Source organism: Alitiscatomonas sp., assembly GCF_037242085.1.
Classification (GTDB): Bacteria; Bacillota; Clostridia; order Lachnospirales; family Lachnospiraceae; genus Alitiscatomonas; species Alitiscatomonas aceti.
The window spans coordinates 14,462-39,062 of record NZ_JAXXBR010000078.1 but is presented as its reverse complement, the minus strand read 5'-3'; the positions used below and the strand labels follow the sequence as shown (position 1 = coordinate 39,062).

Annotated in this window: 21 protein-coding genes and 1 pseudogene; 5 read left to right on the top strand and 17 right to left on the bottom strand. The window is 54.8% G+C overall.

Annotation, left to right across the window (positions count from 1 at the left end; translation table 11 throughout):
• The 10 genes and pseudogenes from WIH05_RS07545 to WIH05_RS07500 all read right to left on the bottom strand — a co-directional run.
• Positions 1-280: pseudogene (locus tag WIH05_RS07545) on the bottom strand (ABC transporter substrate-binding protein); the annotation flags it as partial.
• A 41-nt stretch (positions 281-321) separates the two neighbouring features.
• The gene (locus WIH05_RS07540) at positions 322-1,074 is read right to left on the bottom strand and encodes an ATP-binding cassette domain-containing protein (protein ID WP_022272547.1); all 753 of its coding nucleotides are present in this window, start codon (positions 1,072-1,074) and stop codon (positions 322-324) included.
• Between the two features lie 2 nt (positions 1,075-1,076).
• Positions 1,077-2,054 (bottom strand): iron chelate uptake ABC transporter family permease subunit, encoded by a 978-nt coding sequence (locus tag WIH05_RS07535; RefSeq protein WP_022272546.1) that lies wholly within the window; start codon positions 2,052-2,054, stop codon positions 1,077-1,079.
• Positions 2,051-3,061, bottom strand: coding sequence for an iron chelate uptake ABC transporter family permease subunit (locus tag WIH05_RS07530; protein ID WP_022272545.1), 1,011 nt, complete (start codon positions 3,059-3,061; stop codon positions 2,051-2,053). Before WIH05_RS07530 ends, WIH05_RS07535 begins: the two co-directional genes overlap by 4 nt.
• A gap of 272 nt (positions 3,062-3,333) precedes the next feature.
• Positions 3,334-4,515 (bottom strand): LL-diaminopimelate aminotransferase, encoded by a 1,182-nt coding sequence (locus WIH05_RS07525; RefSeq protein ID WP_337425198.1) that lies wholly within the window; start codon positions 4,513-4,515, stop codon positions 3,334-3,336.
• Entirely contained in the window at positions 4,512-5,954 is a 1,443-nt protein-coding gene (purF, locus tag WIH05_RS07520) for an amidophosphoribosyltransferase (RefSeq protein WP_337425197.1), read from the bottom strand. Before purF ends, WIH05_RS07525 begins: the two co-directional genes overlap by 4 nt.
• A 27-nt stretch (positions 5,955-5,981) precedes the next feature.
• On the bottom strand, positions 5,982-7,820 hold the full coding sequence (gene glmS, locus WIH05_RS07515; RefSeq protein WP_022272542.1) for a glutamine--fructose-6-phosphate transaminase (isomerizing): 1,839 nt from the start codon (positions 7,818-7,820) through the stop codon (positions 5,982-5,984).
• A 4-nt stretch (positions 7,821-7,824) separates the two neighbouring features.
• Positions 7,825-9,438, bottom strand: a complete 1,614-nt coding sequence (locus tag WIH05_RS07510) for a CTP synthase (protein WP_022272541.1) — start codon at positions 9,436-9,438, stop codon at positions 7,825-7,827.
• On the bottom strand, positions 9,435-10,775 hold the full coding sequence (locus WIH05_RS07505; RefSeq protein ID WP_337425196.1) for an O-acetylhomoserine aminocarboxypropyltransferase/cysteine synthase family protein: 1,341 nt from the start codon (positions 10,773-10,775) through the stop codon (positions 9,435-9,437). Before WIH05_RS07505 ends, WIH05_RS07510 begins: the two co-directional genes overlap by 4 nt.
• A gap of 21 nt (positions 10,776-10,796) precedes the next feature.
• On the bottom strand, positions 10,797-12,893 hold the full coding sequence (locus WIH05_RS07500; protein ID WP_022272538.1) for a glutamine synthetase III: 2,097 nt from the start codon (positions 12,891-12,893) through the stop codon (positions 10,797-10,799).
• A 320-nt stretch (positions 12,894-13,213) separates the two neighbouring features.
• Between WIH05_RS07500 and WIH05_RS07495 the strand changes: the two genes are divergently transcribed.
• Together WIH05_RS07495 and WIH05_RS07490 are read left to right on the top strand one after the other, a co-directional pair.
• Positions 13,214-14,425, top strand: a complete 1,212-nt coding sequence (locus WIH05_RS07495; RefSeq protein ID WP_022272537.1) for a glutamine synthetase family protein — start codon at positions 13,214-13,216, stop codon at positions 14,423-14,425.
• Between the two features lie 27 nt (positions 14,426-14,452).
• Positions 14,453-15,037, top strand: a complete 585-nt coding sequence (locus WIH05_RS07490; protein WP_022272536.1) for an ANTAR domain-containing protein — start codon at positions 14,453-14,455, stop codon at positions 15,035-15,037.
• Between the two features lie 47 nt (positions 15,038-15,084).
• Here WIH05_RS07490 and WIH05_RS07485 read toward each other — a convergent pair whose 3' ends face one another.
• The 3 genes from WIH05_RS07485 to WIH05_RS07475 all read right to left on the bottom strand — a co-directional run bounded on the left by WIH05_RS07485 (position 15,085) and on the right by WIH05_RS07475 (position 18,921).
• Positions 15,085-17,313 (bottom strand): polyribonucleotide nucleotidyltransferase, encoded by a 2,229-nt coding sequence (locus WIH05_RS07485; RefSeq protein WP_158359712.1) that lies wholly within the window; start codon positions 17,311-17,313, stop codon positions 15,085-15,087.
• Positions 17,314-17,571: 258 nt separating this feature from the next.
• On the bottom strand, positions 17,572-17,838 hold the full coding sequence (gene rpsO / locus WIH05_RS07480) for a 30S ribosomal protein S15 (protein ID WP_022272534.1): 267 nt from the start codon (positions 17,836-17,838) through the stop codon (positions 17,572-17,574).
• Positions 17,839-17,982: 144 nt separating this feature from the next.
• Positions 17,983-18,921, bottom strand: coding sequence for a rhodanese-like domain-containing protein (locus WIH05_RS07475; protein WP_337425195.1), 939 nt, complete (start codon positions 18,919-18,921; stop codon positions 17,983-17,985).
• A 210-nt stretch (positions 18,922-19,131) separates the two neighbouring features.
• Between WIH05_RS07475 and WIH05_RS07470 the strand changes: the two genes are divergently transcribed.
• Genes WIH05_RS07470 through WIH05_RS07460 form a run of 3 tightly spaced genes read left to right on the top strand, consistent with a single transcriptional unit; the run spans position 19,132 to position 21,347 of the window.
• On the top strand, positions 19,132-19,818 hold the full coding sequence (locus WIH05_RS07470; RefSeq protein ID WP_022272532.1) for a TVP38/TMEM64 family protein: 687 nt from the start codon (positions 19,132-19,134) through the stop codon (positions 19,816-19,818).
• Entirely contained in the window at positions 19,805-20,533 is a 729-nt protein-coding gene (locus WIH05_RS07465; RefSeq protein ID WP_337425194.1) for a TVP38/TMEM64 family protein, read from the top strand. Before WIH05_RS07470 ends, WIH05_RS07465 begins: the two co-directional genes overlap by 14 nt.
• A complete protein-coding gene (locus tag WIH05_RS07460; RefSeq protein WP_215654190.1) occupies positions 20,526-21,347 on the top strand; it encodes a (Fe-S)-binding protein in 822 nt (273 codons plus the stop codon). Before WIH05_RS07465 ends, WIH05_RS07460 begins: the two co-directional genes overlap by 8 nt.
• On the opposite strand, the gene WIH05_RS07455 is transcribed toward WIH05_RS07460, so the two are convergent.
• Genes WIH05_RS07455 through WIH05_RS07440 form a run of 4 tightly spaced genes read right to left on the bottom strand, consistent with a single transcriptional unit; the run spans position 21,310 to position 24,528 of the window.
• A complete protein-coding gene (locus WIH05_RS07455) occupies positions 21,310-21,984 on the bottom strand; it encodes a TIGR04283 family arsenosugar biosynthesis glycosyltransferase (protein WP_215654189.1) in 675 nt (224 codons plus the stop codon). The genes WIH05_RS07460 and WIH05_RS07455 overlap by 38 nt on opposite strands.
• Positions 21,981-22,991 carry a phosphotransferase gene (locus tag WIH05_RS07450; RefSeq protein WP_022272530.1) on the bottom strand — a complete coding sequence of 337 codons (1,011 nt, stop codon included), beginning with the start codon at positions 22,989-22,991 and terminating at the stop codon, positions 21,981-21,983. Before WIH05_RS07450 ends, WIH05_RS07455 begins: the two co-directional genes overlap by 4 nt.
• Entirely contained in the window at positions 22,988-23,647 is a 660-nt protein-coding gene (locus WIH05_RS07445) for a TIGR04282 family arsenosugar biosynthesis glycosyltransferase (RefSeq protein WP_022272529.1), read from the bottom strand. Before WIH05_RS07445 ends, WIH05_RS07450 begins: the two co-directional genes overlap by 4 nt.
• Positions 23,644-24,528, bottom strand: a complete 885-nt coding sequence (locus tag WIH05_RS07440; RefSeq protein WP_022272528.1) for a nucleoside hydrolase — start codon at positions 24,526-24,528, stop codon at positions 23,644-23,646. The genes WIH05_RS07445 and WIH05_RS07440 overlap by 4 nt, the downstream gene beginning before the upstream one ends.
• Positions 24,529-24,601: the final 73 nt, after the last annotated feature.

Here is a 24,601-nt window from a genome sequence, read left to right as displayed (position 1 = left end):
CGCCCAGGGCATCCAGAATATCCAGGGAAGCCATATCCAGAATGGCGATGCGCTGGGGATCGTAGGGTACCTCCAGCTCCGTTTCCTCCTTGCTGGCGTTGAGGCTTATGATGGTCACGGACTCAGGCCTCTCCTTGTTCTGCGGTCCACTGGCGGTCTGGCTGCTGGCAGGCGGGATACTGTCCCCGGATGTGGTTTTTACGTTCTCCCCAGAGCAGGCTGCAAGGCCAAGGGACATCACGCCGGCCAGGGCAAAAAAGATCATTTTTTTCATGTTCATGTCTGATTGCTCCTTTTCTAAAAAAGTACTGAAAAACAGGGTCAATAGTAGATGGATAAGGGCTTTCCTGCAATGGTCAGGATCTCAAAATCCACCTGATAGATCTGAGACAGATTCTCTTTTGTCATCACCTCCTCCACAGTGCCGAATCTGGCGATTTTTCCGTCCTTGAAGGCACAGATATAATCGGAATAAAATGCCGCATAGTTGATCTCATGCAGCACCAGGATCACTGTTTTTCCCAGCTCGTCACAGAGACGGCGGACGATTTTCATCATATTGGTAGCATGGTAGATATCCAGGTTATTGGTAGGCTCGTCCAGAAGTACATACTCGGTGTCCTGGGCAATGACCATGGCGATCATGGCCCGCTGCCTCTGGCCTCCGGAAAGCTCGTCAATGAAGCGGTCCTGGAAGCCCTCCAGTTCCATGTAGGAAATGGCCCGGTCGATGATCTTCTGATCCTCCAGGGTGACCCGGTTCCCTGAATAGGGGAAGCGCCCGAAAGTCACCAGTTCCCGCACGGTCAGCTTCATCTGAATGCTGTTGGACTGGGTCAGGATGGCAAGCCGTCTGGAAAGCTCCCTGCTTTTCCACTTTCCAATATCCCTTCCCTCGAAGTCTACCACTCCGCTGTCGTGGGCGATAAGCCGTGAGATCATGCCCATGACTGTGGACTTTCCCGCACCGTTGGGACCGATGAGGGAAGTCACCTTCCCCTTGGGGATGGCAAAGCTCACGCCGTCCACCACAGTTTTTCCGTCATATTGTTTCTTCAATTCCTGCACATTCATAATCACACCTTCTTTCTTGTCAATAGGAGATAAAGGAAGTAAAGACCGCCGCCCACGGTAATGAATACACTCACCGGAACGGAATAGGAATATATGTGCTCCACAATGAGCTGCCCGCCCACCAGTACGATCATACCAAACAGAGCTGAGCCAAGCACCAGCTGGGTATGCCGGTAGGTCTTGAGCAGCTGTCTGGACAGGTTCGCGATGATGAGTCCCAAAAAAGAGATGGGTCCCACCATGGCGGTGGCCACAGCAATGCAGAGGGCTACGCCCAGCAGCAGGCGGCGGATGCAGCGGTCATAATCCACACCCAGATTGATGGCCTGCTCCTTTCCAAGGGTCAGTACGTCCAACAGGGCCAGCTCTTTTCGCAGGGCAAAGATTACGGCTGCCAGAAGGATCAGGGAAAAAACAATGATCTCAGAGTTTATATTGCTGAAGCTGGCCACCAGGGTGTTCATCAGACTGTCATACTCATTGGGATCCATGACCCGGGTCAGCGTCGTCTGGATGCTGCCGAAGAAGGAGGTCAGCACTGTACCCACCAGCAGCACATACAGTACATTGTGCTTTGTCTTTTTAAAGATCCAGCTGTAAATAACTGTGGCCGCAATGCCCATGAGCACCACATCCACTGCAAAGGACAAATTCGCATTGGAGGCTGCCGCACTGGCCGATCCCAGGAAAAATACCACTGCCGTATGGATGAGGGTATAGAGGGAATTCATCCCCAGCAGACAGGGTGTCACAATGGTGTTGTTGATGATGGACTGGAACACCAGCGAAGCCCCTCCGATGGAAAAGGCGGTAATGAGCATGACGATGAGCTTTGGGGCCCGGAGCTTCATGGCATACGCAAACAGCCTGGGGTTGGAAAAGTCCACTTCCACCAGCATATAGGCTGCTGCGCAGAAAAGGACTATTACGGTCAGGATCAGCAGCCTGCGCCGGTTGGCGCGCATAGCAGCAGTATTCACTGTTCCGCACCTCCTTTCAGACCGGGCATGGCGGAGCAGCAGCCTGTCCCTGTACCGCCCAGCCGGATGGCCCTGCGTCCATATTTAAGCCGGTAAAACAACAGGGCAATGAAAATGAGGCTGCCCAGTATGCCAACGATCAGTTCGATGGGCAGTTCATAAGGAAAGATCACCACCCGGCCGATCATGTCGCACACCAGTACGAAAATGGCGCCGAACAGGGCAGTATCCACCAACGTGCCCCGGATCCTGTCCCCTTTATACATGGCCACCACATTGGGCACGATGAGACCAATGTAGGAGATGGAGCCGACAACCACCACGATGCTGGCAGTGATCATGGCAGAGATGGTAAGTCCGGAAAAGAGGACCAGGTTATAGGGAACCCCCAGGTTCCTGGAAAAATCCTTTCCCAGCCCCACAATATTGAAATGGTTGGCGAATATAAAAGCCAGCGCCACCAGCGGCACTGTCAGCCAGACGATCTCATACCGCCCCTTCAGCACCAGAGAAAAATGGCCCACCAGCCACGAGGACAGGGCCTGGGTCATTTCGTATTTATAGGCCAGATAACTGGTAATGCCGCCGATGACATTGCCGCACATGATACCCACCAGCGGGACCATCACCGCATCCTTAAACTGGATGCGCTGGATGAACCAGACGAAGATCCAGGTGCCCAGGATCGCTGCCGCAAAGGCAAAGAGCGCCCGGGTCCACAAAGTAGACGACGGCATGAACAGCAGCGCCAGCAGAATGCCAAGCTGGGCCGAAGAAATGGTGGCGCCAGTTGTGGGTGACACGAATTTGTTGCTGCACAGCTGCTGCATAATGAGTCCGGCCACGCTCATTCCCACACCGGTACAAAGGATCGCCAGCAGGCGCGGAAGACGGGATACCAAAAAGATCTCCCATAAATGCAGATTTCCTGACAGAAGCTCCTGCAGCGGCAGTTCAATCACGCCTATAAAAAGTGAAATAACGGACGCGACCAGCAGCAGGACCACAAGTAATACTGTTGAGCGATATTGTCTGATAGTATTGCCTCCTTTAATTAGTTTTAACTAACCTATGTATAAATAAAAAACGCAGATATTTTTGACGCAAAAGCAATCCTATCTTGCGTTACCCGCAGAGTATAGCACATCAGTTAGTTATATGCAACTTGTAAAAAGGACGATTCTATGACTGGGCATTCCTTGAATTTTAGTTGATATTGACAAAACAAGAACGAATGAAGCAGCCAGTGGACTGGCCCCGCAGGGCGGGAAAGGAATCGTCAGCCCAGCAGCTTCACCAGCCGTTCTGCCGCCTCCTTTGTATCCTCCGGCGAGCCGAAGGTGGAAAACCGGAAATATCCTTCCCCGCATGCTCCAAAGACTTCTCCCGGCGTTCCCACTACCTGGATCTCCTGGAGCAGGTAGTCGAAAAACTCCCAGCTTCCCATTCCCCCAGGGCACCTCATCCAGATGTAGGGCGCGTTTTTTCCGCCGCAGTACCAGATCCCCAGCCGGTCCAGGGCCTCCATGAGCACCTTCGCATTCTTTTTATAAACCTGGATCCTTTCACGGACCTGCTTTTGTCCTTCCTCAGTGAACACAGCTGCTCCGCCTTTCTGGATGATGTAGGAGACCCCATTGGTTTTTGTTGTGCGGTTCCGGATCCACATTTCATTTAAGCGCATCCCCTTCCGCTCCAGCTCCCTGGGGATCACCGTATAGCCCAGCCTGGTCCCTGTGAATCCGGCTGTCTTCGACAGGGAACAGATCTCAATGGCACAGGTTTTTGCCCCCTCTATTTCAAAAATACTATGGGGGATATCCTCGTCCTCAATAAATGCCTCATAGGCGGCATCAAACAGCAGGACCGCGTCGGTCCGGTTGGCGTAATCCACCCATTGCTTTAATCTCTCGCGGCTGAAGACCGCCCCCGTCGGATTGTTGGGGGAACAGATATAGATCACATCCGCCCGATCCCTTTCACCGGGCTGCGGCACAAAGCCCTCTGCCTCTCCCGATGGGATATGTATGATCGTATTGCCTGCGATGATATTGGCATCCACATAAGCCGGATAGGCTGGCTCCATGATCATAACCTTCTTGTCCCTGCCGAACAGATCGAGGATATCTCCCAGCTCGTCGCTGGCGCCGCTGGAAATAAATACCTCCTCCGGCGAAAGGTCCGCGTTCCTCTTTTTATAGTATCCGGCAATGGTCCTGCGGAGCTCCGGATCACCGCATTCCGGCATATACCCATGGAAAGAGGCTTTGACCGCCTGGTCGTCTACGGCCTTGTGAAGGGCCTGGATCACCGCGTCGCAAAGGGGCAGGGACACGTCGCCGATGCCCATGCGGTACAGATAGGCCCCGGGATGCTGCTCCAGATACGCCTTTGTCTTCTGTGCGATATGGTAAAACAGATAGGAATCCTTTAAATTCTTATAGTTGGTATTTGGTATCATTCCGTTCCTTCCTTTCTTCCTCCGATCTCCTCTGACAGCCTTCTTTCAAAACGGTCCTTCCGGAGGTCGGCCGGTATCTTTGTCGGATAATCTCCCTGGAAACAGGCAGCGCAGTAATTTTTGCTGCCTGTCAGCCTGCCCAGGCTTTCCACCTCCAGATAGCCCAGGGAATCCACTCCTATGAGCTTCGCGATCTCCTCTGTGGTGTGATGGCAGGCGATCAGATTTTCCTCTGAATCAATATCGGTTCCATAATAGCAGGGATGCAGAAACGGCGGAGCAGAGATCCTCATATGGATCTCTCTGGCTCCCGCGTCCCGCAGAAGCTTTACAATGCGCCTGCTGGTGGTTCCGCGGACAATGGAATCGTCGATCAAAACCACCCGTTTCCCTTCAATGACACTCCTCACAGGAGAGAGCTTGATCCTGACCTGATCCAGCCGCTCCCTCTGTCCCGGAGAGATAAAGGTCCTTCCGATATATTTATTTTTGATCAGCCCGATCCCATAGGGGATCCCGGACCGCTCCGAAAATCCCAGGGCCGCGTCCAGCCCGCTGTCCGGAACCCCGGTCACCAGGTCCGCGTCCACCGGATACCGCTCTGCCAGCAGCTCTCCCGCCCTTCTTCTCGATTCGTGGACCGATATGCCGTCGATCACAGAATCCGGCCTGGCAAAATAGATGTATTCAAAAATGCAGGTCCTCTGCCTCTGGGTTCTGCAGTGCTCTCTTCTGAATTCCACACCGTCCGGACGGAAGACCACGATCTCCCCAGGCAGAACATCCCTCACATACTCCGCCCCCACCGCAGACAGCGCGCAGCTCTCCGACGCGGCCACATAGGCGCCGTCCGGCATCCTGCCGTAGCACAGGGGCCTGAATCCATATGGATCCCGCGCGGCGACCATTTTCGCAGAGGACATCAGTACCAGGGAATACGCGCCCTCCAGAGACTCCATTGCACGGCTGACGGCCTCCTCGATGCTGGGCGCTCCCAGCCGCTCTCTGGTGATCATATACGCAATGGTTTCCGTATCGCTGGTCGTATGGAAAATAGCGCCTGACAGCTCCAGTCTGTCACGGAGCGTTAAGGCGTTGGTCAGGTTCCCGTTGTGGGCCAGGGCCATTTTCCCCTTCTGGTGGCTGACCTCAATGGGCTGGCAGTTGCTCCTTGTGTTTCCTCCGGTGGTCCCATATCTCACATGGCCCACCGCCATGGTCCCTTCGGGAAAATGAGCCAGGGTATCCTTTGAAAACACCTCGCTCACCAGTCCCAGGTCCTTGTAAGAGGAAAAGACTCCATCGTCATTGACCACGATCCCACAGCTTTCCTGCCCTCTGTGCTGCAGGGCATAGAGCCCGTAATAGACCAGCTCCGCCACATTTTCTTTTTTTGCACTGAGCACTCCAAACACGCCGCATTCTTCGTGAATTCCCATACTGCTCCTTTCTCCTGCCTCCATTCCCTATTCTACCGTAACCGATTTTGCAAGATTTCTTGGCTTATCAATATCGCAGCCCCGGTTCAGCGCGATATAATAGGCAAACAGCTGCAGCGGGACCACTCCCAGCACCGGCTGCAGGAGCGTATGGGTCTTTGGGATCACAAATACCTCCGATGCCTGGCTGCCGATCATGTCCCTGGTCTCTTCCGTGGTCATTGCGACCACCTCCGCGCCTCTGGACCTTACCTCCACGATATTGGACCGCATTTTTTCCACCAGCGGCTCATAGGCCGCCAGGGCAACCACCAGCGTTCCCGGCTCGATCAGGGAAATGGTCCCATGCTTCAGCTCTCCCGCCGCATAGGATTCCGAGTGGATGTAGGAGATCTCCTTTAATTTCAGGGAGCCCTCCATCCCCAGGGCGTAGTCCTGGTTCCGTCCGATGTAAAAGACGCTGTCATGGTTAAAATACCTGGCTACCGTTTTCTGGTAAAGCTCCAGGTTTTTTAAGACCATACCGATCCTTTCATGCAGGCCATGAAGCTCCCGGACGATCTCCTGGTACTCCCCGTTTCCGATCCGGTCCAGCCGCCTGGCCAGATAAACGCCCAGCATGAGAAGAAGAACAGTCTGTGTGGTATATGCCTTTGTGGTCGCCACGGCGATCTCCGGCCCCGCCCACGTATAAAGCACATGATCCGATTCCCTGGCAATGGAGCTTCCCATGACGTTTACGATGGAAAGGACCTTCGAGCCCCTCCGCTTCGCTTCCCGGAGCGCCGCCATGGAATCCAGCGTTTCTCCCGACTGGCTGATCACGATCACCAGCGCCGACTCGCCCAAGAGCGGCCCGCTGTACCGGAACTCAGACGCGAGGCAGGCCTCCACAGGAATTCCCAGGAGTCTTTCCAGGGCGTACTTTCCGATCATTCCCACATGGTATGCGGAGCCGCAGGCCACAAGATAGATCCTGGAGATCCCCTTCATCAGGTCCCTTTCATCCTCCAGTTCCTCAAACACGATCTCCCCATCTGCCAGTCTCGGCTGGATGGTCCTGCGGACGGCCTCCGGCTGCTCCATGATCTCTTTTAACATAAAGTGGGCGTACCCGCCTTTTTCCGCTGCTGAAACGTCCCATTGGATCTGATGCTTTTCCTTTTCCAGAAAGCAGCCGTCCCTTCCAAGGATCTGCACATGGTCTGCCGTGACCACTGCCACCTCGTCATCCTCCATATAGGTGACCGTCCTTGTGTGGGCAAGCAGCGCGGTCACGTCAGAGGCAATATAATTTCCGTCTGCTCCGTAGCCGATGAGCAGCGGCGCGTCCTTTCGTACGGCGATCAGCTGCTCCGGGAAATCCGAGCAGAGGATCCCCATGGCGTAAGCGCCCTTGATGCGGTTTAAAACCTCATACACCGCGTCCATCAGGTTGGAGCTCTTCTTATAATAATACTCCAGAAGCTGGACAATGACCTCTGTATCCGTATCAGAGGCAAACACAACGCCTTTATGGAGCAGAGACTGTTTGATCTCCAGATAATTTTCTATGATCCCATTGTGGACCACTGCAAGCTTCCCGCTCTGGCTCACATGGGGATGGGCGTTTACATCGTTCGGCTCCCCATGGGTCGCCCATCTGGTATGGCCGATGCCCACCTGCCCGGTCAGAGGCTTCTGGGCGGCCAGGGCCTCCCGGAGAACGCCAAGGCGGCCTTTGCATTTTTTTACCTGGAGCCTTCCCTCCGGCGATGCCACCGCGACTCCGGCTGAGTCATATCCTCTGTATTCCAGCCGCTCCAGCCCGTCCAGCAGAATGGGAACTGCCTCTGTATTTCCCGCGAATCCAATGATCCCGCACATAGTCCTACACCTCTTTTCCCTTCGCCTGCTGCAATGCGGCTGAAATAAAGCCTTTAAACAGTGGATGGGGCTGGTTGGGCCGGCTCTTAAATTCCGGATGGAACTGCACTCCCACAAAAAACGGATGGTCCGGCAGCTCTACGGCCTCTGCCAGCCGGTCGTCCGGAGAGACGCCGCTTATCACAAGTCCCGCCTGCTCCATCTCCCTGCGGTACTGATTGTTAAGCTCATAGCGGTGGCGGTGGCGCTCATGGATCAGTCCGGCGCCATAGCACCCTTCCATTCTGCTTCCTTCCTTTATGCGGCAGGGATAGCTTCCCAGGCGCAGGGTGCCGCCCTTATGGATCTCCCCGCTTTGTCCCGGCATAAAATCGATCACCTTGTGCGCGCACTGTTCGTCGAATTCTCCCGAATTGGCGTCTGTCAGCCCCAGAACATTCCTGGCAAATTCAATGACCGCGATCTGCATCCCCAGACAGATCCCCAGGTAGGGGATCTGGTTTTCACGGGCGTATTCCGCGGCCAGGATCATTCCCTCGATCCCGCGGTTTCCAAACCCGCCTGGAACGATGATCCCATCCAGTCCGCCCAGGACCCCGGCTGCCGTTTCCCTTTTGATCGTTTCAGAATCGATCCAGTGGATCCTCACAAACGCATTCAGGCCATAACCCGCATGGTTCATAGCCTCCGCCACAGACAGATAGGCGTCATGGAGCTTTACGTATTTGCCCACCAGGCCGATATGTACCTCCTCTGACCGGCTCCGGATCCGCTCCACCATGGCTTCCCACTCGGCCAGATCCGGCTCCGGCGCATCAATGCGGAGCTCTCTGCATACCACATCCGAAAAGCCGGAGCATTCCAGCATCAGAGGCGCTTCGTACAGATTCGCCAGAGTCCTGTTTTCGATCACACAGTCCTCCTTTACGTTGCAGAACAGGGAGATCTTCCGGAAAATGGCCTCCTCCAGCGGTCTGTCTGTCCGGAGAACGATGAGATCGGGATTGATCCCCATGCCCCGGAGCTCCTTGACGGAATGCTGGGTCGGCTTTGATTTATGCTCCTCAGACCCGCTCAGATAGGGGACCAGGGTCACATGGATGAACAGGCTGTTCTCATCTCCCACCTCCAGAGCGATCTGGCGCACAGCCTCCAAAAACGGCTGGGATTCAATATCCCCGATGGTCCCTCCGATCTCTGTGATCACCACGTCCGCATCTGTCTTTTTTCCCACGCGGTACACGAACTCCTTGATCTCATTGGTAATATGAGGGATCACCTGGACCGTGGAGCCCAGGTATTCTCCTCTCCTCTCTTTGTTGAGAACGTTCCAGTAGATCTTTCCGGTTGTCAGATTGGAGTACTGGTTCAGGTCCTCGTCAATGAACCGCTCATAGTGGCCCAGATCCAGGTCGGTTTCCGCCCCGTCCTCGGTCACATATACCTCTCCGTGCTGGTACGGACTCATAGTCCCCGGATCGACATTGATATACGGATCCAGCTTCTGGGCCGCCACCTTCAGGCCCCTGGCCTTTAAAAGCCTGCCAAGAGAGGCGGCTGTGATCCCCTTTCCCAGACCAGAGACTACACCTCCGGTCACAAATATATATTTTGTCATGACCGTTCCTCCGTTTTCTCCGGCATTCCCGCCCCGGCAGCATCCAGGCCCATCTGCTCCGCCGCATGAAATCCCATCTGCAGATCCTCAAGGATATCCTCAATATGCTCGGTCCCTATGGAAAGCCGGATCGTATTGGGCCGGATCTCCTGGTCCGCCAATTCTTCGGGAGAAAGCTGGCTGTGGGTCGTGGTTGCCGGATGGATCACCAGGCTTTTCACATCCGCCACATTGGCAAGCAGTGAAAACACCTGCAGATTATCGATAAATTTATACGCAGCCTCTGCTCCTCCCTTAATATCAAACGTAAAAACAGATGCTCCCCCATTGGGAAAAAATTTCTGGTAAAGTGCGTGATCCGGATGGGACGGGAGCGACGGATGGTTCACCCTTTCGACCTGTGGATGGCCATTTAAAAATTCCACCACCCGTTTCGTGTTTTCCGCATGGCGTTCCAGACGGAGCGACAGCGTTTCGATCCCCTGCAGCAGCAAAAATGCCGCAAATGGAGAAATGGACGCTCCCGTGTCCCGGAGCAGGATCGCGCGGATATAGGTGACAAAGGCGGCCGGACCGGCGGCCTTTACGAAGGAAACACCGTGATAGCTTGGGTTCGGCTCTGCAATGGCCGGATACTTCCCCGAGACAGCCCAGTCGAAATTTCCCGAATCCACAATGAGGCCTCCAAGGGTCGTGCCATGGCCCCCAAGAAATTTTGTAGCGGAATGTACCACAATATCCGCTCCGTGCTCGATGGGACGGATGAAATACGGTGTGCCGAAGGTATTGTCCACAACAAGAGGAATGCCATGTCTGTGGGCAAGGGCCGCCAGCGCGTCGATATCGGGGATGTCGCTGTTGGGATTTCCCAGGGTTTCGATGTAGACCGCCCTTGTATTTTCCTGGATCGCAGCCTCCACCTCGTCAAGATCATGGATATTCACAAAAGAGGCCGTGATCCCAAAGCCGGGAAGCGTATGCTCCATCAGGTTGTAGCTGCCTCCATAGATCGTTTTCTGGGCCACAAAGTGGCCGCCGTTCTGTCCCAGGGCCTGCAGGGTATACGCAATGGCGGCAGCCCCCGAAGCCAGCGCCAGCGCTGCTGTGCCTCCCTCCAGGGCGGCAGCCCGCTTTTCCAGCACCTCCTGAGTGGAATTGGTCAGACGGCCGTAAATATTTCCGGGATCCTCTAGCCCAAATCGGGCCGCCGCATGGGCGCAGTCATGAAAAACATATGACGCAGTGGCGTAAATCGGTACTGCGCGCGCATCTGTGGCCGGATCCGGCATTTCCTGGCCCACATGGATCTGGAGCGTTTCAAATCTGTATTGTTTCATTATCAATTTCCTTTCCCCGTTTTATCTTACGCTGAATAACAGGTCCTCATAGGTGGGGAACGGCCAGTATTTCTTTGCCGTCATGGTTTCCGCACTGTCGCAGGCGACCCGGAGCTGCCCCATTTTTCCTAAAACAGTATCCCGGATCCTGCGGGATTCCTCTGCAATATCCCCAATGTTCCGGATCTCCAGCACAGCCTCCTGCAGTTCCTCAGACCGGATCATGATCTGATCCTCCAGCATTGCCAGCTTCTTCAGCAGTTCCGTCTCATAGCCGCAGGCTAACGAGCTGTCCACAGCTTTCTTGGCCGCTGCCGTATGGGCCAGCTCCGCTGCGTACCCGCTCACCGCCGGAGCGATCTCCCTTCTCGCCATATCGATCATGGTATTTGCTTCGATCAGGACCGTCTTGCAATAGTTGTCCAGCAGGATCTCGCATCTGGATCTCAGCTCCGCCTCAGAAAATACCTTATGGGACGTCAGCATCCTCACATTTTTTTCATCCAGAAGGTGGGGGATGCAGTCCGGCGTTGTCCGGTAATTCAGAAGCCCTCTTTTTTCCACAGCCTCCTTCAGCCATGCGTCGTCATAGCCATTCCCATTAAAAATGATCCGTTTGTGATCCCGGATGGTCTCACGGAGCGTTTCATGAAGCGCAGTCTCAAAATCCCCCGCCTTCTCCAGCCGGTCCGCATAGAGCTTCAGGCATTCTGCCACTGCACTGTTCAGCATGATGTTGGCACAGGCAATGCTGTTGGAAGAGCCCAGCATACGGAATTCAAATTTATTCCCAGTAAACGCAAAAGGCGACGTGCGGTTGCGGTCCGTCGTATCCCGGTTAAATTTGGGAAGAACATTGACCCCCAACTTCATCTGTGTCTTTTCTGCTCCCGCATACGGCGTACCGGTTTCGATGGCCTCCAGGACTCCGTTCAGTTCGTCTCCCAGAAAGATGGACACCACCGCCGGAGGCGCTTCATTGGCGCCAAGCCTGTGATCGTTTCCAGCTGTTGCCACGGAAATGCGGAGCAGATCCTGATAGTCGTCCACTGCCTGGATCACAGCGCACAAAAACAGCAGGAACTGGGCATTTTCATAGGGCGTTTCCCCCGGAGACAGAAGGTTGATCCCCTTATCCGTCGCCATCGACCAGTTATTATGCTTGCCGCTTCCGTTTACTCCGGCAAACGGCTTCTCGTGGAGAAGACATACCAGGCCGTGCTTTGCCGCCACCTTCTGCATCATTTCCATGGTCAGCTGGTTATGGTCCGTTGCGATATTGGTGGTGGTGTAAATGGGCGCCAGCTCATGCTGGGCCGGAGCCACCTCGTTATGCTCTGTTTTCGCCAGGACCCCCAGCTTCCAGAGCTCCTTATTCAGATCCTCCATATATGCGGCTACCCTTGGCTTGATCACTCCAAAATAATGATCGTCCATTTCCTGTCCCTTGGGAGGCTTCGCTCCAAAAAGAGTCCGTCCCGTGAACCGCAGGTCCTTTCTCTGCTCATACATTTCCCTTGTAATAAGAAAATATTCCTGCTCCGGTCCCACGGCTGTGCGGACATATTTTACATCGTCATTTCCAAACAGACGGAGAATGCGCAGGGCCTGCTTATTTAAGGCCTCCATGGATCTGAGCAGCGGTGTCTTTTTATCCAGAGCCTCGCCTCCATAGGAGCAGAATGCCGTGGGAATATACAGGGTTTTTCCCTTGATAAACGCGTATGAGGTGGGATCCCACGCCGTATAGCCTCTTGCCTCAAAGGTCGCCCGGAGTCCGCCGGACGGGAACGAGGACGCGTCCGGTTCCCCCTTGATCAGCTCCTTCCCCGAAAATTCCATGATCACCCCGCCGTCCGGCGACGGGGAAATAAATCCGTCGTGCTTTTCCGCCGTCACGCCGGTCAGAGGCTGGAACCAGTGTGTATAGTGGGTGGCCCCTTTGGCGGCGGCCCAGTCCTTCATGGCATCCGCAACGGCATTGGCTACGCTGATGTCCAGCTTTTCGCCTTCCTCAATGGTCCTTCTCAATGACAGATATACCTTTGAGGGAAGCTTTGCCTTCATCACCCGGTCATCGAATACGCTGCATCCAAAAAAATCCGGTACATTTTTCATACTATCGCTCCTCGCCTGTTGTTAAAAAAATGCAAAGGCAAAGGCGCCTCTGAGATCCTGTCTCAAAGACGCCTTTGCCTTTATGGGTTGCATCATACACCCCGGAAAAAAAATTGTCAATCCCTTTTTTATTTTTTTCTCTGCCCATTTTCCGCCGGCCCGGCTGAAAATAACTTTTTGTCTCTTGACAAACGCTCAGATCCACAGTATATATATTAAATATGAGCAAGGGCGTTCATTTTTACAGCAGTATATTTCTGCCTTAAAAATGGACGCCTCTTACGTTTTCAGCAGCAATCGTAAAGAAAGCAGGTAAGATTATGAAATATTCGAAAGAAGAAGTTCTCCAGTATATGCGGGAGGAGGACGTGAAATTCATCCGTCTGGCGTTCTGCGATGTATTTGGAAGGCAGAAAAATATTTCCATCATGCCGCAGGAGCTGCCCAGGGCTTTTGAGTACGGCATCGCCATTGACGCATCTGCCATCACCGGCTTTGGCGATGAAAGCCATTCGGACCTGTTCCTTCATCCTGACACGGATACGCTGACGGCCCTGCCCTGGCGGCCGGAGCACGGACGCGTGGTACGGATGTTCTGCAGCATCACCGGTCTGGATGGAAAAATCTTCGAATGTGATACCCGCTCCCTGTTAAGGAGGGCCGTCCAGGACGCGGACAGGGCCGGATACCAGTTTTTCTTTGGAGCGGAGCAGGAATTTTATCTGTTCCGGCTGGACGACAACGGAACGCCCACCAAGATCCCCCATGACCACGCGGCCTATATGGATATCGCCCCCGAAGACAAGGGCGAGGATATACGCCGCGAGGTCTGCCTTATGTTGGACCAGATGGGGATCCTGCCGGAAAGCTCGCACCATGAGGAGGGGCCTGGGCAGAATGAGATCGACTTCCGCTATTCTGACCCTCTGACTGCCGCCGACAACTCCATGACCTTTCAGACCGTAGTAAAGACCATTGCCGGGCTGAACGGCATCTTTGCTGATTTCAGTCCCAAGCCATTGGAAAACAAGGCAGGAAACGGCTTCCATATCAACATGTCCGTAAAGTCCTCCGACGGCGCCGACCATATGGATCCCATGATCGCCGGCATCCTGGATAAAATTTCAGATATGACCGTATTTTTAAATCCAACCGCCAATTCCTACAAGCGCTTTGGCAGCAATAAGGCTCCCAGGTACATCTCCTGGTCCAGTGAAAACCGCTCCCAGCTGATCCGTGTCCCAGCGGCCGTGGGTGCGTACCGGCGTGTGGAGCTCCGCTCCCCGGACCCGTCCGCAAATCCCTATCTGGCCTTTGCCCTTATGATCTATGCGGTCCTCGAGGGCCTTCAGGGCAGGCTGGTGCCGCCGCCGCCTGCGGATTTCAATCTGTACCGGGCAGACGCCTCTGCCCTTGCGGCTTTTAGACAGCTTCCAGAGGATCTTGAGGCTGCCCGCGCCGCCGCCGCAGGCAGCGCCTTTATCAGAAAATATATCCCGGAGGCCATTTTAAAAATATACTGCGGCCAGTAGACCGGATTCCCAGAAGGAGGGTGAACCATGAGCTTAAGAGGACGTTCATACAGCATTCTCATCGTTTCCGCAGCCGGCTCCCTCACCTCCGCCTTCGCGGACCTGCTGCCCGAGGCAAGATATTCCCCCGTCCGGACGGTATCAAGCATCAGCGCCGCCAGACGGGCGGCCGCGGCAAAGGCGTATGACTTTGTTATCATCAATTCCCCTCTGCCCGACGACATGGGCGTCCGTTTTGCCATCGATCTGTGCAGCAGCCGGCAGTCGGTGGTCCTCCTTCTGGTAAAAAGCGACCTGCATAACGGGATCCATGAACAGGTCACCGAATACGGCGTGTTCACCCTGTCAAAGCCCATATCGAAAGCAACCATGACCTATGCGCTCAGCTGGCTTGAAAGCGCCAGAGAGCGTCTGAGACAGTTCGAAAAAAAATCCCTGTCCATTGAAGAAAAAATGGCTGAGATCCGTCTGGTCAATAAGGCCAAGTGGCTTCTGATCAGCCAGCTCTCCATGAGCGAGCCTGAAGCCCACCGCTACATCGAAAAACAGGCCATGGACCGCTGCGTTACCAGACAGACCATCGCCGGGGAGATCATTAAAACGTATTCTTAAAAAGCGGAGACGCCGCCGTTCCCGGCAGCTCTCCGCTTTTTGCTTATTTATTCGTTCTCTTCTCTTTTCTCTCTTCTGTCATCCCTGCGCTCTCTGTCGCCGCGGCGTTCTCTGTCTCCGCCTCTTCTGTCCCCGCGGTCGCGTCTTTCCTCGCGTTTCTCCGGACGGGTCAGCTTTTCAAGATCCGCAGTCATGTCCTCCGGTCTCATGGTCAGGTTGATCCTTCCCATGCGGTCCACCTCGGTCACGCGGACGGTTACCACATCGCCGATGTTCACAACATCCTCCACCTTGGCTACTCTCTTATCGGACAGCTTGGAAATGTGGACCATGCCGTCCTTGTTGGGAGCCAGCTCCACGAAGGCACCGAATTCCATGATCCGGACTACCTTACCGGTAAAGATCATGCCTGCCTCTACCTCGGTAACGATATTTTTAATAATGGAAATCGCTTTGTCGATCATCTCCTGATCCGTGCCGCATACATTTACAGCTCCGTCGTCGGTGATATCGATCTTTACGCCGGTCTCAGCGATGATGCCATTGATCACCTTGCCCTGCTTTCCTACCACATCGCCGATCTTCTGGGGATCGATCATGATCTGGGAGATCTTGGGCGCATACTGGGAAAGCTGCTTTCTGGGCTCGGAGATCACCGGAGCCATTACATTGTCCATGATGTAAAGGCGTGCCTCACGGCAGCGGCGGATGGCCTCTTCGATGATCTGGCGGGTCAGGCCGTGGATCTTAATGTCCATCTGGATGGCTGTGATTCCCTTATGGGTGCCGCCTACCTTAAAGTCCATGTCTCCAAAGAAGTCCTCAAGGCCCTGGATATCTGTAAGCACCAGGTAGTCGTCGTCGGTCTCTCCGGTCACAAGACCGCAGGAGATACCGGCTACCATGGATCGGATCGGTACGCCTGCTGCCATTAAGGACAAGGAGGAAGCACAGATGCTGGCCTGGGAGGTGGATCCGTTGGATTCCATGGTCTCAGATACAGTACGGATGGCGTAGGGGAACTCCTCTTCGCTGGGAAGTACCGGCAGAAGAGCGCGCTCTGCTAAAGCGCCATGGCCGATCTCACGGCGTCCCGGTCCTCTGGACGGCTTTGTCTCGCCAACCGAGAAGGACGGGAAGTTATAGTGGTGCATATATCTCTTGGTGGTCTCATTTTCATCCAGACCATCCAGACGCTGGGCCTCGGAAAGGGGAGCCAGTGTACATGCGTTTAAGATCTGGGTCTGTCCGCGGGTGAACATACCAGAGCCGTGGACTCTCGGTAAAAGATCCACTTCCGCAGCCAGGGGACGGATCTCGTCGATCTTACGGCCGTCCGGTCTCTTGTGATCCTTTAAGATCATCTTTCTGACTGTCTTCTTCTGGTACTGGTAAACAGCGTCTCCCACCAGCGGAAGCCACTCTTCATTTTCTGCAAACGCTTCCTCCAGACGCTCTGTGATCTGGCGGATGTTCTCCTCACGGGTCTGCTTATCGTCTGTAAATACGGCCTCTTCCATCTCCTCCGGCGGAACGATCTCCCTAATGGCAGCAAACAGCTCTTCCGGGATCGCGCAGCTCTCGTAGGAGTGCTTTTCTTTTCCGCACTCGGCAACGATCTTGTCGATGAAGGCGATGATCTCTTTATTTACCTCGTCAGCCTTAAAGATGGCTTCGATCATCGTATCCTCGGGAACCTCGTTGGCTCCGGCTTCGATCATGATGACCTTTTCCCTGGTGGAAGCCACGGTCAGGGCCAGATCGGAAACCTTCTTCTGCGCCGCAGTGGGGTTGATGATGAACTCACCGTCGATGAGGCCCACCTGGGTGGTGGCGCAGGGACCGTCAAAGGGAATATCGGAAATGCTGGTGGCAATGGCAGAGCCCAGCATTGCGGTCAGCTCCGGGCTGCACTCCGGATCCACAGACATAACGATGTTGTCAAGGGTCACGTCGTTTCTGTAATCCTTGGGGAACAGAGGACGCATGGGGCGGTCGATGACACGGGCAGTAAGGACTGCGTTCTCAGACGCCTTTCCTTCTCTCTTTGTAAAACCTCCCGGAATCTTTCCGACTGCGTATAATTTTTCTTCAAATTCAACGCTTAAGGGGAAGAAATCGATCCCGTCCCTGGGTTTATCGGATGCAGTTGCCGTAGAAAGAACGACTGTATCGCCGTAGTGCATGAACGCTGCACCGTTGGCCTGCTTTGCCACACGGCCCACCTCAACGGTTAAGGTACGTCCGGCTAAGTCCATGGAAAAACTTTTAAACATGGCTTCGTCTCCTTTTCTCAATAAAATATAGTCTGGCAGAAGAAGCCGAAACTACTAAACGGCACAGGATCCGCTCCTGCGTCCTTTAGCGGTCTCGGATGTTTCTCCTGCCTGGTCAGGTAATGGAAAGCACGTCCTGCGGACTTTCCAGGCGGCCACGGCTGCTGCCAGGGATCCATACAAACGCAGATCCTGGCCTGCCGCACGTGTAAAAAGAAGGGCGGAGTCCATTCCTGGCCCCCACCCTTAGGTCTGTGATTACTTTCTGATGCCTAACTTTTCGATAAGAGCACGGTAACCTTCCAGGTCTTTCTTCTTCAGGTAAGCAAGGAGACCACGTCTCTGACCTACCATCATAAGAAGGCCGCGTCTGGAGTGATGATCCTTCGGGTTGTCCTTTAAATGCTCTGTAAGCTCTGCGATTCTGGCAGTAAGGATCGCGATCTGTACCTCCGGTGAACCGGTATCTCCTTCTTTTCTGCCGTACTCAGCAATGATAGCTGCTTTCTTTTCCTTAGAAATCATTGAAAGTTCCTCCTTAAAATATAGATGATATTCTTACCGGTCACTAAGTCCTGGCTGGAGTCGTCCAAAGACTGGGTGCCGGCGCTCACATACCATCTGATTATGGCATATTTCCGGGTATTTGTCAATACGGTTTCTGCCTGTTTATTTCTCGATCTGGTCCGGATAGGTCTCGCTCCATTTTGTAAAGCCGCCCTCCAGGGTGTATACCTTGCTCATGTCGTAGCCCAGTGCGGACAGCACGTTGGTGGTAGCCTGGGCGTATCTCTTACCGGAGTAGCATACCAGTACCAGGGTATCGTCCATATCGCGGGTCGCCACCTGCATGGTGGAAACGCCGGCGTTGAAGTCGCCCTCTTTAGCAGCATCCATATCGGCGGAAACAGCTCCCGGAATGTGACCCTCAGCGTAGTCGGCAGCCTTGCGGACATCAAAGAAGGTGTAGCCGTCAGCGCCTGCCTTCTCAGCGGCCTCTTCAACGGTCATGTACTGCATCTCCACGTCTTTTTCCGGAGCCTTGATCTCCTGGGCAACCTCTACCTCGTCAGCATAAGCTTTGGTCCATGCCTTGTAGCCGCCCTCCAGGGTGTATACCTTGCTCATATCATATCCCAGTGCAGACAGCACGTTGGTGGTAGCCTGGGCATAGGATTTTCCAGAATAGCAGATGATCACCAGGTTGTCGTCGTGCTCGTCCACGATGGGCTGCATAGCTGTCACACCGGCCTGGAAGTCACCGCCCTTGGCTGCGTCCATGTCCACGCCTACGGAGCCGGGAACGCAGGAGGTCTTATGATCCTCTGCCTTGCGGACATCCAGGAAGGTATAACCGTCCTTTCCTAAATTGTTGTGGGCGTCCTCCACGGACATATACTGCATCTCCACATCCTTTTCCGGAGCCTTTACCTCTGCTGCCTTTGTCTCAGCTTCTTTGGACTCTGCTGCGGTGGTCTCCTCCGCCTTGGTCTCTGCTGCCGTTGTCTGGGCTGCTGTGGTTTCTTTTGCTTCTGTACCGCCGCCGCAGCCGCTTAACAGGGCCATGGTCATTCCGGCTGCCAGGAGCAGGGAAGTCATTTTTCTCATAATACGTATCCTCCAAAAAATAAAATTTTATGCATTTTGTTCCCTATATTTAAGAACGCCGCTATCGTACCATAAAAAAAAAGGAAAATCAATGTCTGCCTGTCTCCTAAAGATTATTTGAATACAACCGCTTCTTCCATTATAAAAAACCTATACCATCTTTCTCCTGCCGGATTGACAAACATTTTTGCTGCCGCTATACTGGATTCCATGAAAAAGAAATGGATTCTCGTATCGATCACTGTGGCAGCGGTACTGGCGTACTGGCTGCTTTTTTCCGGGATTTCCGCAGATGAGCTGGACACGTTTATCCGCGGCTTCGGCCCCTGGGCCCCTCTGGCCTATGTGGCTGCCTTCACCGTTCTCCCGGCTTTTTTCTTTCCCGTGGCGGTGCTGGCCCTGGCGGGCGGCCTGTTATTCGGCTTCTGGGCCGGAGCAGCATACACCTTCCTGGGAGCTGTCTTAAACTGCACCCTTATGTTCTTCCTGGCAAGGCGGCTGGGAAAAAAACAGGTGGAGCGGATGCTGCGCAGCCGGCTGGGGGAACGGGCAGACCGCATATTTTCCTTTCTGGAGGGACGGAGGGGCTTTTTGTTCCTGGTCCTTCTGCGGCTGATCCCGGCATTCCCCTATAACCTCATCAATTATGCCTATGGCCTTTCTGCCATGGATTACAAAACGTATATCCTGGCCTCAGCCATCGGCATTATTCCCGGTACCTTTGCTTTTATCAACATCGGAGACCACATGCTGGATCTCTCCTCACCAGGATTCTGGACCTCCCTGGGGCTCATGGCCCTGCTGCTTTTTGTGACGGCCGCCCTGGGAAAGCTTTTATTTCCGAATGAAGCAAAAATAAAAATAAACATGAATGGAGAAAAAAATGAAACAAAATAACACCTCAAAAAAACGCTCCGGCATGCCCCGGCTTCTGATCCTTCTGGCCCTGGCGCTGTTTTTGATCGCCTATCTGACCCTTCCGGCTGTAAGCCGTCCCATCAATCGGGCAGCGGCGGTCCTGGGCTCTGCCAACGTGGACGCGGTGGTGGAATACATCCGGTCCTTCGGCGCCTACGCCATGGTATTTTCCTTCTTCCTCATGGTGTTCTCGTCGGTGGCTGCGCCGCTGCCGGCCTTCCTCATCACCCTGTCCAACGCCGCCATCTTCGGCTGGTGGCAGGGCGCCATCCTGTCCTGGTCCAGCGCCATGGCCGGAGCCGCCCTCTGCTTCTTCATCTCCAGGGGACTGGGCCGCGACATGGTGGAACGCTTCGCCGGAAAAGGCGCCCTGGCCAGTGTGGAAACCTATTTTGAAAAATACGGCTCCAGGACCGTCCTGGTATGCCGTCTCCTGCCCTTTGTCTCCTTCGATGCAGTCAGCTATTTTGCAGGCCTGACCCCCATCCGCTTCATCGCCTTTTTTGTGGCCACCGGCATCGGACAGCTTCCTGCCACTGTGGTCTATTCCTATGTGGGCGGCATGCTCACCGGCGGCGTCAAATACCTGGTGACCGGCCTTTTATGCATCTTCTCCCTGGGGATCCTGGGAACCATCTTTAAGCAGCTCTATAACGACCGCCAGGCAAAGAAAGCAGGAAACGCCCATGAATAGCTCTGGTATTCCGGGGATGGCCCTTCATCAGGCCATCTCCTTCTTTTCGCCCATGATGTCGGTTCCAGAAACGCCGGCCGTTTTCTGGCCCGGCTGTGCCCTTTTGAACCTGGATCCATCCATACTGAAAAAAACGCTGGAGATCCTTGCCCGGACGGAGCCAGAGATCCGGCTGGCAGCCGGCTGCTGCGGCCAGCCCTCTTTTTTCCTGTTTCCGGAAAAATATCCGGCATACAGGAAAAAGCTGGAACACCGGCTGAAAAAAAGCGGGGTAAAAAGGATCTACACCGCCTGTCCCAACTGTACCCGCCAGCTTCATGGGATCTGCGGGATCCAGGTGATCCCCATCTGGTCCGTCCTGGCCGGGACCATGACCCGGAAGGACCTCTGCGGACCAGGGAAGGCATGCCCGGAAGCCGGAGAAACAGCTCCCGGCTTTATCTGGCACGATCCCTGTCCCACCCGGAACGATCCGGCCGGTCAGCAGGCGGTCCGGGCCCTTTTACGTCTTTCCGGTATCCCGGTCATGGAGCCGGAGCACACCGGCCCCCGGACCCTGTGCTGCGGGAATTTCCATATGCTGCACACCCTGGAGCCGGAAAAAAGCGCCCGGATGCGGGCGCGGCGGCTGGAAGAATTTCCGGCGGACCGGATCATACTGAGCAGCTGCCAGGGCTGCCTTGGCTCCTTTAAAGGCCAGGGCCGGGAGACCCTCCATCTGCTGGAACTGCTCTTTGGGAAAAGCAGGAAACAGGGTTGGAAAAACAGGATCTTCGTTACCTTATGTCCCGGTATCGTTCTGCGATCTCGCTGATATCCACTCCGGCCCGGTACATCTGACGCAGCCGGTACATGTTCCACATGGTAAAAAGAGGAAACCCCTTCCGGTACCGGCGGCCGGAGGTGATGATACGGCCTGGAAGGAGCCGGATGGGGATGCCTCTCTCCTTCATCCGTAATGAAAACTCATAGTCCTCCATAATAGGAAGCTCTGGAAAACCTCCCAGGGACAGGAACAGCTCCCTGCGGATCCATATGCCCTGGTCCCCAAAGGCAATGCCCCGTCTGGCCCGCCGGTTGGAAAAAAACGTATTGCAGCCCATGAACGGCCCGTTATAATCAAAGCCGATATGAAAGCATCCCCAGGCGGCTCCCGCTTCCGCCGCCGCCTGGATCTGGCTATGGGCATCCTCCGGCAGCCGGCTGTCGCAGTGGACAAACCATAAGATCTCCCCCGAAGCCCGGGCAGCCCCATCATTCATCTGGGCAGCCCGGCCTTTGGGGCTTTTTAATACAGGAAACTCTGTCCCGATCCTCTGGACCGTGCCGTCTCTGCTGCCTCCGTCTGCAAACAGGATCTCCCAGTCCCCGGGAAGCGCCCTTAACTGGTCCATCATCCCGTCGATGGTGGAGCTTTCATTGTAAATAGGAAGGATCATGGATATCTTCATGCCAGAAAGTCCTTTCTCACATATCTATCCAGGATATAGGCCAGAAACTCTGGCTCCATATAGGCCTTCAGCTTCCGGAAGGTATCCTGGTTTACAAGGGCTCTTCCAGGCTCCGAATATTCCCGGAAGGCCATGGCGCACCAGGTCACTCCCCGCAGACAGGTGACCCGCAAAAACAGGGAGACCCGCTCCGGAAGCAGGCGGCAGTCCATGCGGTCCCCCACAAGGGTCCTGTACGTCTCCACGAACCGGCGCACCTCATCGGGACTCAGGATCACATCCGTCTTCCAGAAGGTGGTGGTAGGGGCCAGGAAATGGCCCAGATCCTGGGCAGGCTCCGAAACCAGGGGCTTTTCCCAGTCCACCAGAGAGCTGACGCCCTGGGGATCGATGAGAAAATTCCCTGAATTCAGCTCCGTATTCACCATACATAAGGGAACTCCCTCCCCTGCCTTTTCCGTCAGAGGAAGGTTTCCCGTCTCCTTTACCAGCTGCCGCAGGAGCGCTTCCACTTCTGGATCTCTTTTTTCCCAGTCATAATAATGCTGCACCATATCCAGGCATTCCTCATAAATGGCCTGGGCCGGGCAGGACGGCTGGATCAGACGGCAGCCCTCCGGCACCGGAACGCTGTGGATATCAGCCAGGATCCCGGCCGCCTCATCCATGTCCGTCTTATAGTCAAGCGTCCTTCCCGGAAGCCACTCCATCACCAGGAGCCCCTGTTCCCGGTCACAGAACAGGGGCTTTGGCGTCCGCCCGCTGGGGACCAGGTACTGGAGGGCCGTAAACTCATAGCCGATCTGGTCCTCCAGGTGCATCTGGCTGCCCGTATTGATCCGGAGCACCAGCTTTTTCCCTGTCCGCGGATGGATAAAGCTGTAATTCACATTATATTCTCCCTGGCCCAGGAGGGAAAACACAACCGGTTCCCCATCCGAAAGCCCCAATGCGCCTAAAAACACGCGTCTTTTTAAATAAGAAGCCAACGGTTCCTTATGGATCATAACAGATGCCCCTCCTTTTTTAATGCAGCCAGAAACCGGCCCGTATGGCTGTCTGGGTCCGCCTGGAGGATCAGCCTTCTAAGATCCTCCGGCGTGTCCACGTCGCCGCAGTGCAGAGCCTGGCCCAGGGAGAGCCCGGCTTCCTCCGCTGCCCTTACCGTATTTTCATACACATTTCCTCCGCCATACTGCTGATCCTCAAAAACAGCGGTACAGGGAGCCTTTGCCCCCACCAGATAATAGCCTCCGTCGGGCGTGGGCCCCAGGACCACATCAGAAAGATCCAGGGCATAAAAACCGCTTTCCAGGTGCTTCCGTCCCATCATAGGAAGGTCTGTTCCCGTGAGGATCACCCGTTCAAAGCCCAGGGACAGCACACGGCGCATGGCCGCATCCATCCGTTCTCCCAGGCTCTCTCCGGTCTGGGGAAAAAGCGCAGAAGCCATAGGAAAGATGTCCTTCAAAAGCGCCCAGTCCGGATCCGGCGCATAGGCCACAAAAAGTGCCGCGTCCAGTTCCCGGTACACCCTGGCCAGATCCTTTAAAAAGGCCGTGTGGAGCGCTGCGCACTGCTTTGGCGAAAGCACCGGAAGGAGCCTGGTTTTTGTAACTCCGGGTCTGGGGACCCTGGTAAAGCAGATGACTGCCCGTCTCATGGCCGCTTCCCCAGCTTAAGATCCAGCCAGCCTCCATACATCTCCTTCCGGTAAGCCTCCAGGTCTTTTACTCTGGGCAGGTTTAAAAGACATGTATCCGGCGCCTCCTCCGTGACTCCCAGCCAGCCGCTCTGCATCCCCTTTTCCGTCACATAGCAGAAGGAAGGCGAATCCTCAAACAGCTCCGGGTGCAGAAGATACACCGACGCCACCACATCCCAGCAGTAGGAGGAGGCCTCTCCATTCCGCTCTGCCTTCACATCAAACCGGTATCCCAGCTTCTCTGCCAGATACCGGCCAGCTTCGTTCTGGCCCATGGCCGTATAAAATTCCTCTTTTGGAAGATACGAGGGCTCCAGGGTATTGTTCCCTGTAAGGATGGAAATATTTTTTCCATGGTTCAAGACCCAGGCCGCCGCCTCTGGATTCACAGAAAAATTCAGCTCGTCCAGATGGCTTCCATGGTACAATAGAGGCGCTGTATAGCCGCCCATGAGAACGATCTCCTTTAACCGGTCAAAGATCCCCGGGTCCAGGAGGCTGGCCCCATACAGATTCGTCAGAGAGCCAATGCCCACAAAAGAAAGCTCTCCCGGCTTTTTTCTGGTCTCCTCCACAATAAACCGTGCCGCATCGCTCACAGGCTCCTCTCCCTGGGAGGCCCCGCAGATCACCGGAAGGCGTTCCCAGCCAGCCTCCGAAAGCAGGTCCCTGGAAGCCCTGTATACCTGCTCTGTCGTCCCATTTCCAAAGGTACAGGTCACGGCCAGGACCTCTGCCTCCTGGGGCCGTCCCAGTAAATAAAACAGCGCCAGGGCGTCATCCATGGGATAACCAGGGATCCCCGCAGTGCTGTCACAATCAAAAATAATCTGCTTCATCTATGGCTCCTTCTTTGGTTTTTCCTTAACTATACCACGGCGTTTCTGCTCCTGTCCAGACCGCCCGTATTCA

Coding starts and splice junctions, on each gene's coding strand:
- WIH05_RS07525 (WP_337425198.1), bottom strand. CDS start 4,515: ATGATACCAAATACCAACTATAAGAATTTAAAGGATTCCTATCTGTTT.
- WIH05_RS07490 (WP_022272536.1), top strand. CDS start 14,453: ATGAGCTTAAGAGGACGTTCATACAGCATTCTCATCGTTTCCGCAGCC.
- glmS (WP_022272542.1), bottom strand. CDS start 7,820: ATGTGCGGGATCATTGGATTCGCGGGAAATACAGAGGCAGTTCCCATT.
- WIH05_RS07460 (WP_215654190.1), top strand. CDS start 20,526: ATGAATAGCTCTGGTATTCCGGGGATGGCCCTTCATCAGGCCATCTCC.
- WIH05_RS07485 (WP_158359712.1), bottom strand. CDS start 17,313: ATGTTTAAAAGTTTTTCCATGGACTTAGCCGGACGTACCTTAACCGTT.
- WIH05_RS07510 (WP_022272541.1), bottom strand. CDS start 9,438: ATGACAAAATATATATTTGTGACCGGAGGTGTAGTCTCTGGTCTGGGA.
- WIH05_RS07500 (WP_022272538.1), bottom strand. CDS start 12,893: ATGAAAAATGTACCGGATTTTTTTGGATGCAGCGTATTCGATGACCGG.
- WIH05_RS07455 (WP_215654189.1), bottom strand. CDS start 21,984: ATGAAGATATCCATGATCCTTCCTATTTACAATGAAAGCTCCACCATC.
- purF (WP_337425197.1), bottom strand. CDS start 5,954: ATGGGAATTCACGAAGAATGCGGCGTGTTTGGAGTGCTCAGTGCAAAA.
- WIH05_RS07450 (WP_022272530.1), bottom strand. CDS start 22,991: ATGATCCATAAGGAACCGTTGGCTTCTTATTTAAAAAGACGCGTGTTT.
- WIH05_RS07445 (WP_022272529.1), bottom strand. CDS start 23,647: ATGAGACGGGCAGTCATCTGCTTTACCAGGGTCCCCAGACCCGGAGTT.
- WIH05_RS07495 (WP_022272537.1), top strand. CDS start 13,214: ATGAAATATTCGAAAGAAGAAGTTCTCCAGTATATGCGGGAGGAGGAC.
- WIH05_RS07465 (WP_337425194.1), top strand. CDS start 19,805: ATGAAACAAAATAACACCTCAAAAAAACGCTCCGGCATGCCCCGGCTT.
- WIH05_RS07505 (WP_337425196.1), bottom strand. CDS start 10,775: ATGAAACAATACAGATTTGAAACGCTCCAGATCCATGTGGGCCAGGAA.
- WIH05_RS07475 (WP_337425195.1), bottom strand. CDS start 18,921: ATGAGAAAAATGACTTCCCTGCTCCTGGCAGCCGGAATGACCATGGCC.
- WIH05_RS07470 (WP_022272532.1), top strand. CDS start 19,132: ATGAAAAAGAAATGGATTCTCGTATCGATCACTGTGGCAGCGGTACTG.
- rpsO (WP_022272534.1), bottom strand. CDS start 17,838: ATGATTTCTAAGGAAAAGAAAGCAGCTATCATTGCTGAGTACGGCAGA.
- WIH05_RS07440 (WP_022272528.1), bottom strand. CDS start 24,528: ATGAAGCAGATTATTTTTGATTGTGACAGCACTGCGGGGATCCCTGGT.
- WIH05_RS07540 (WP_022272547.1), bottom strand. CDS start 1,074: ATGAATGTGCAGGAATTGAAGAAACAATATGACGGAAAAACTGTGGTG.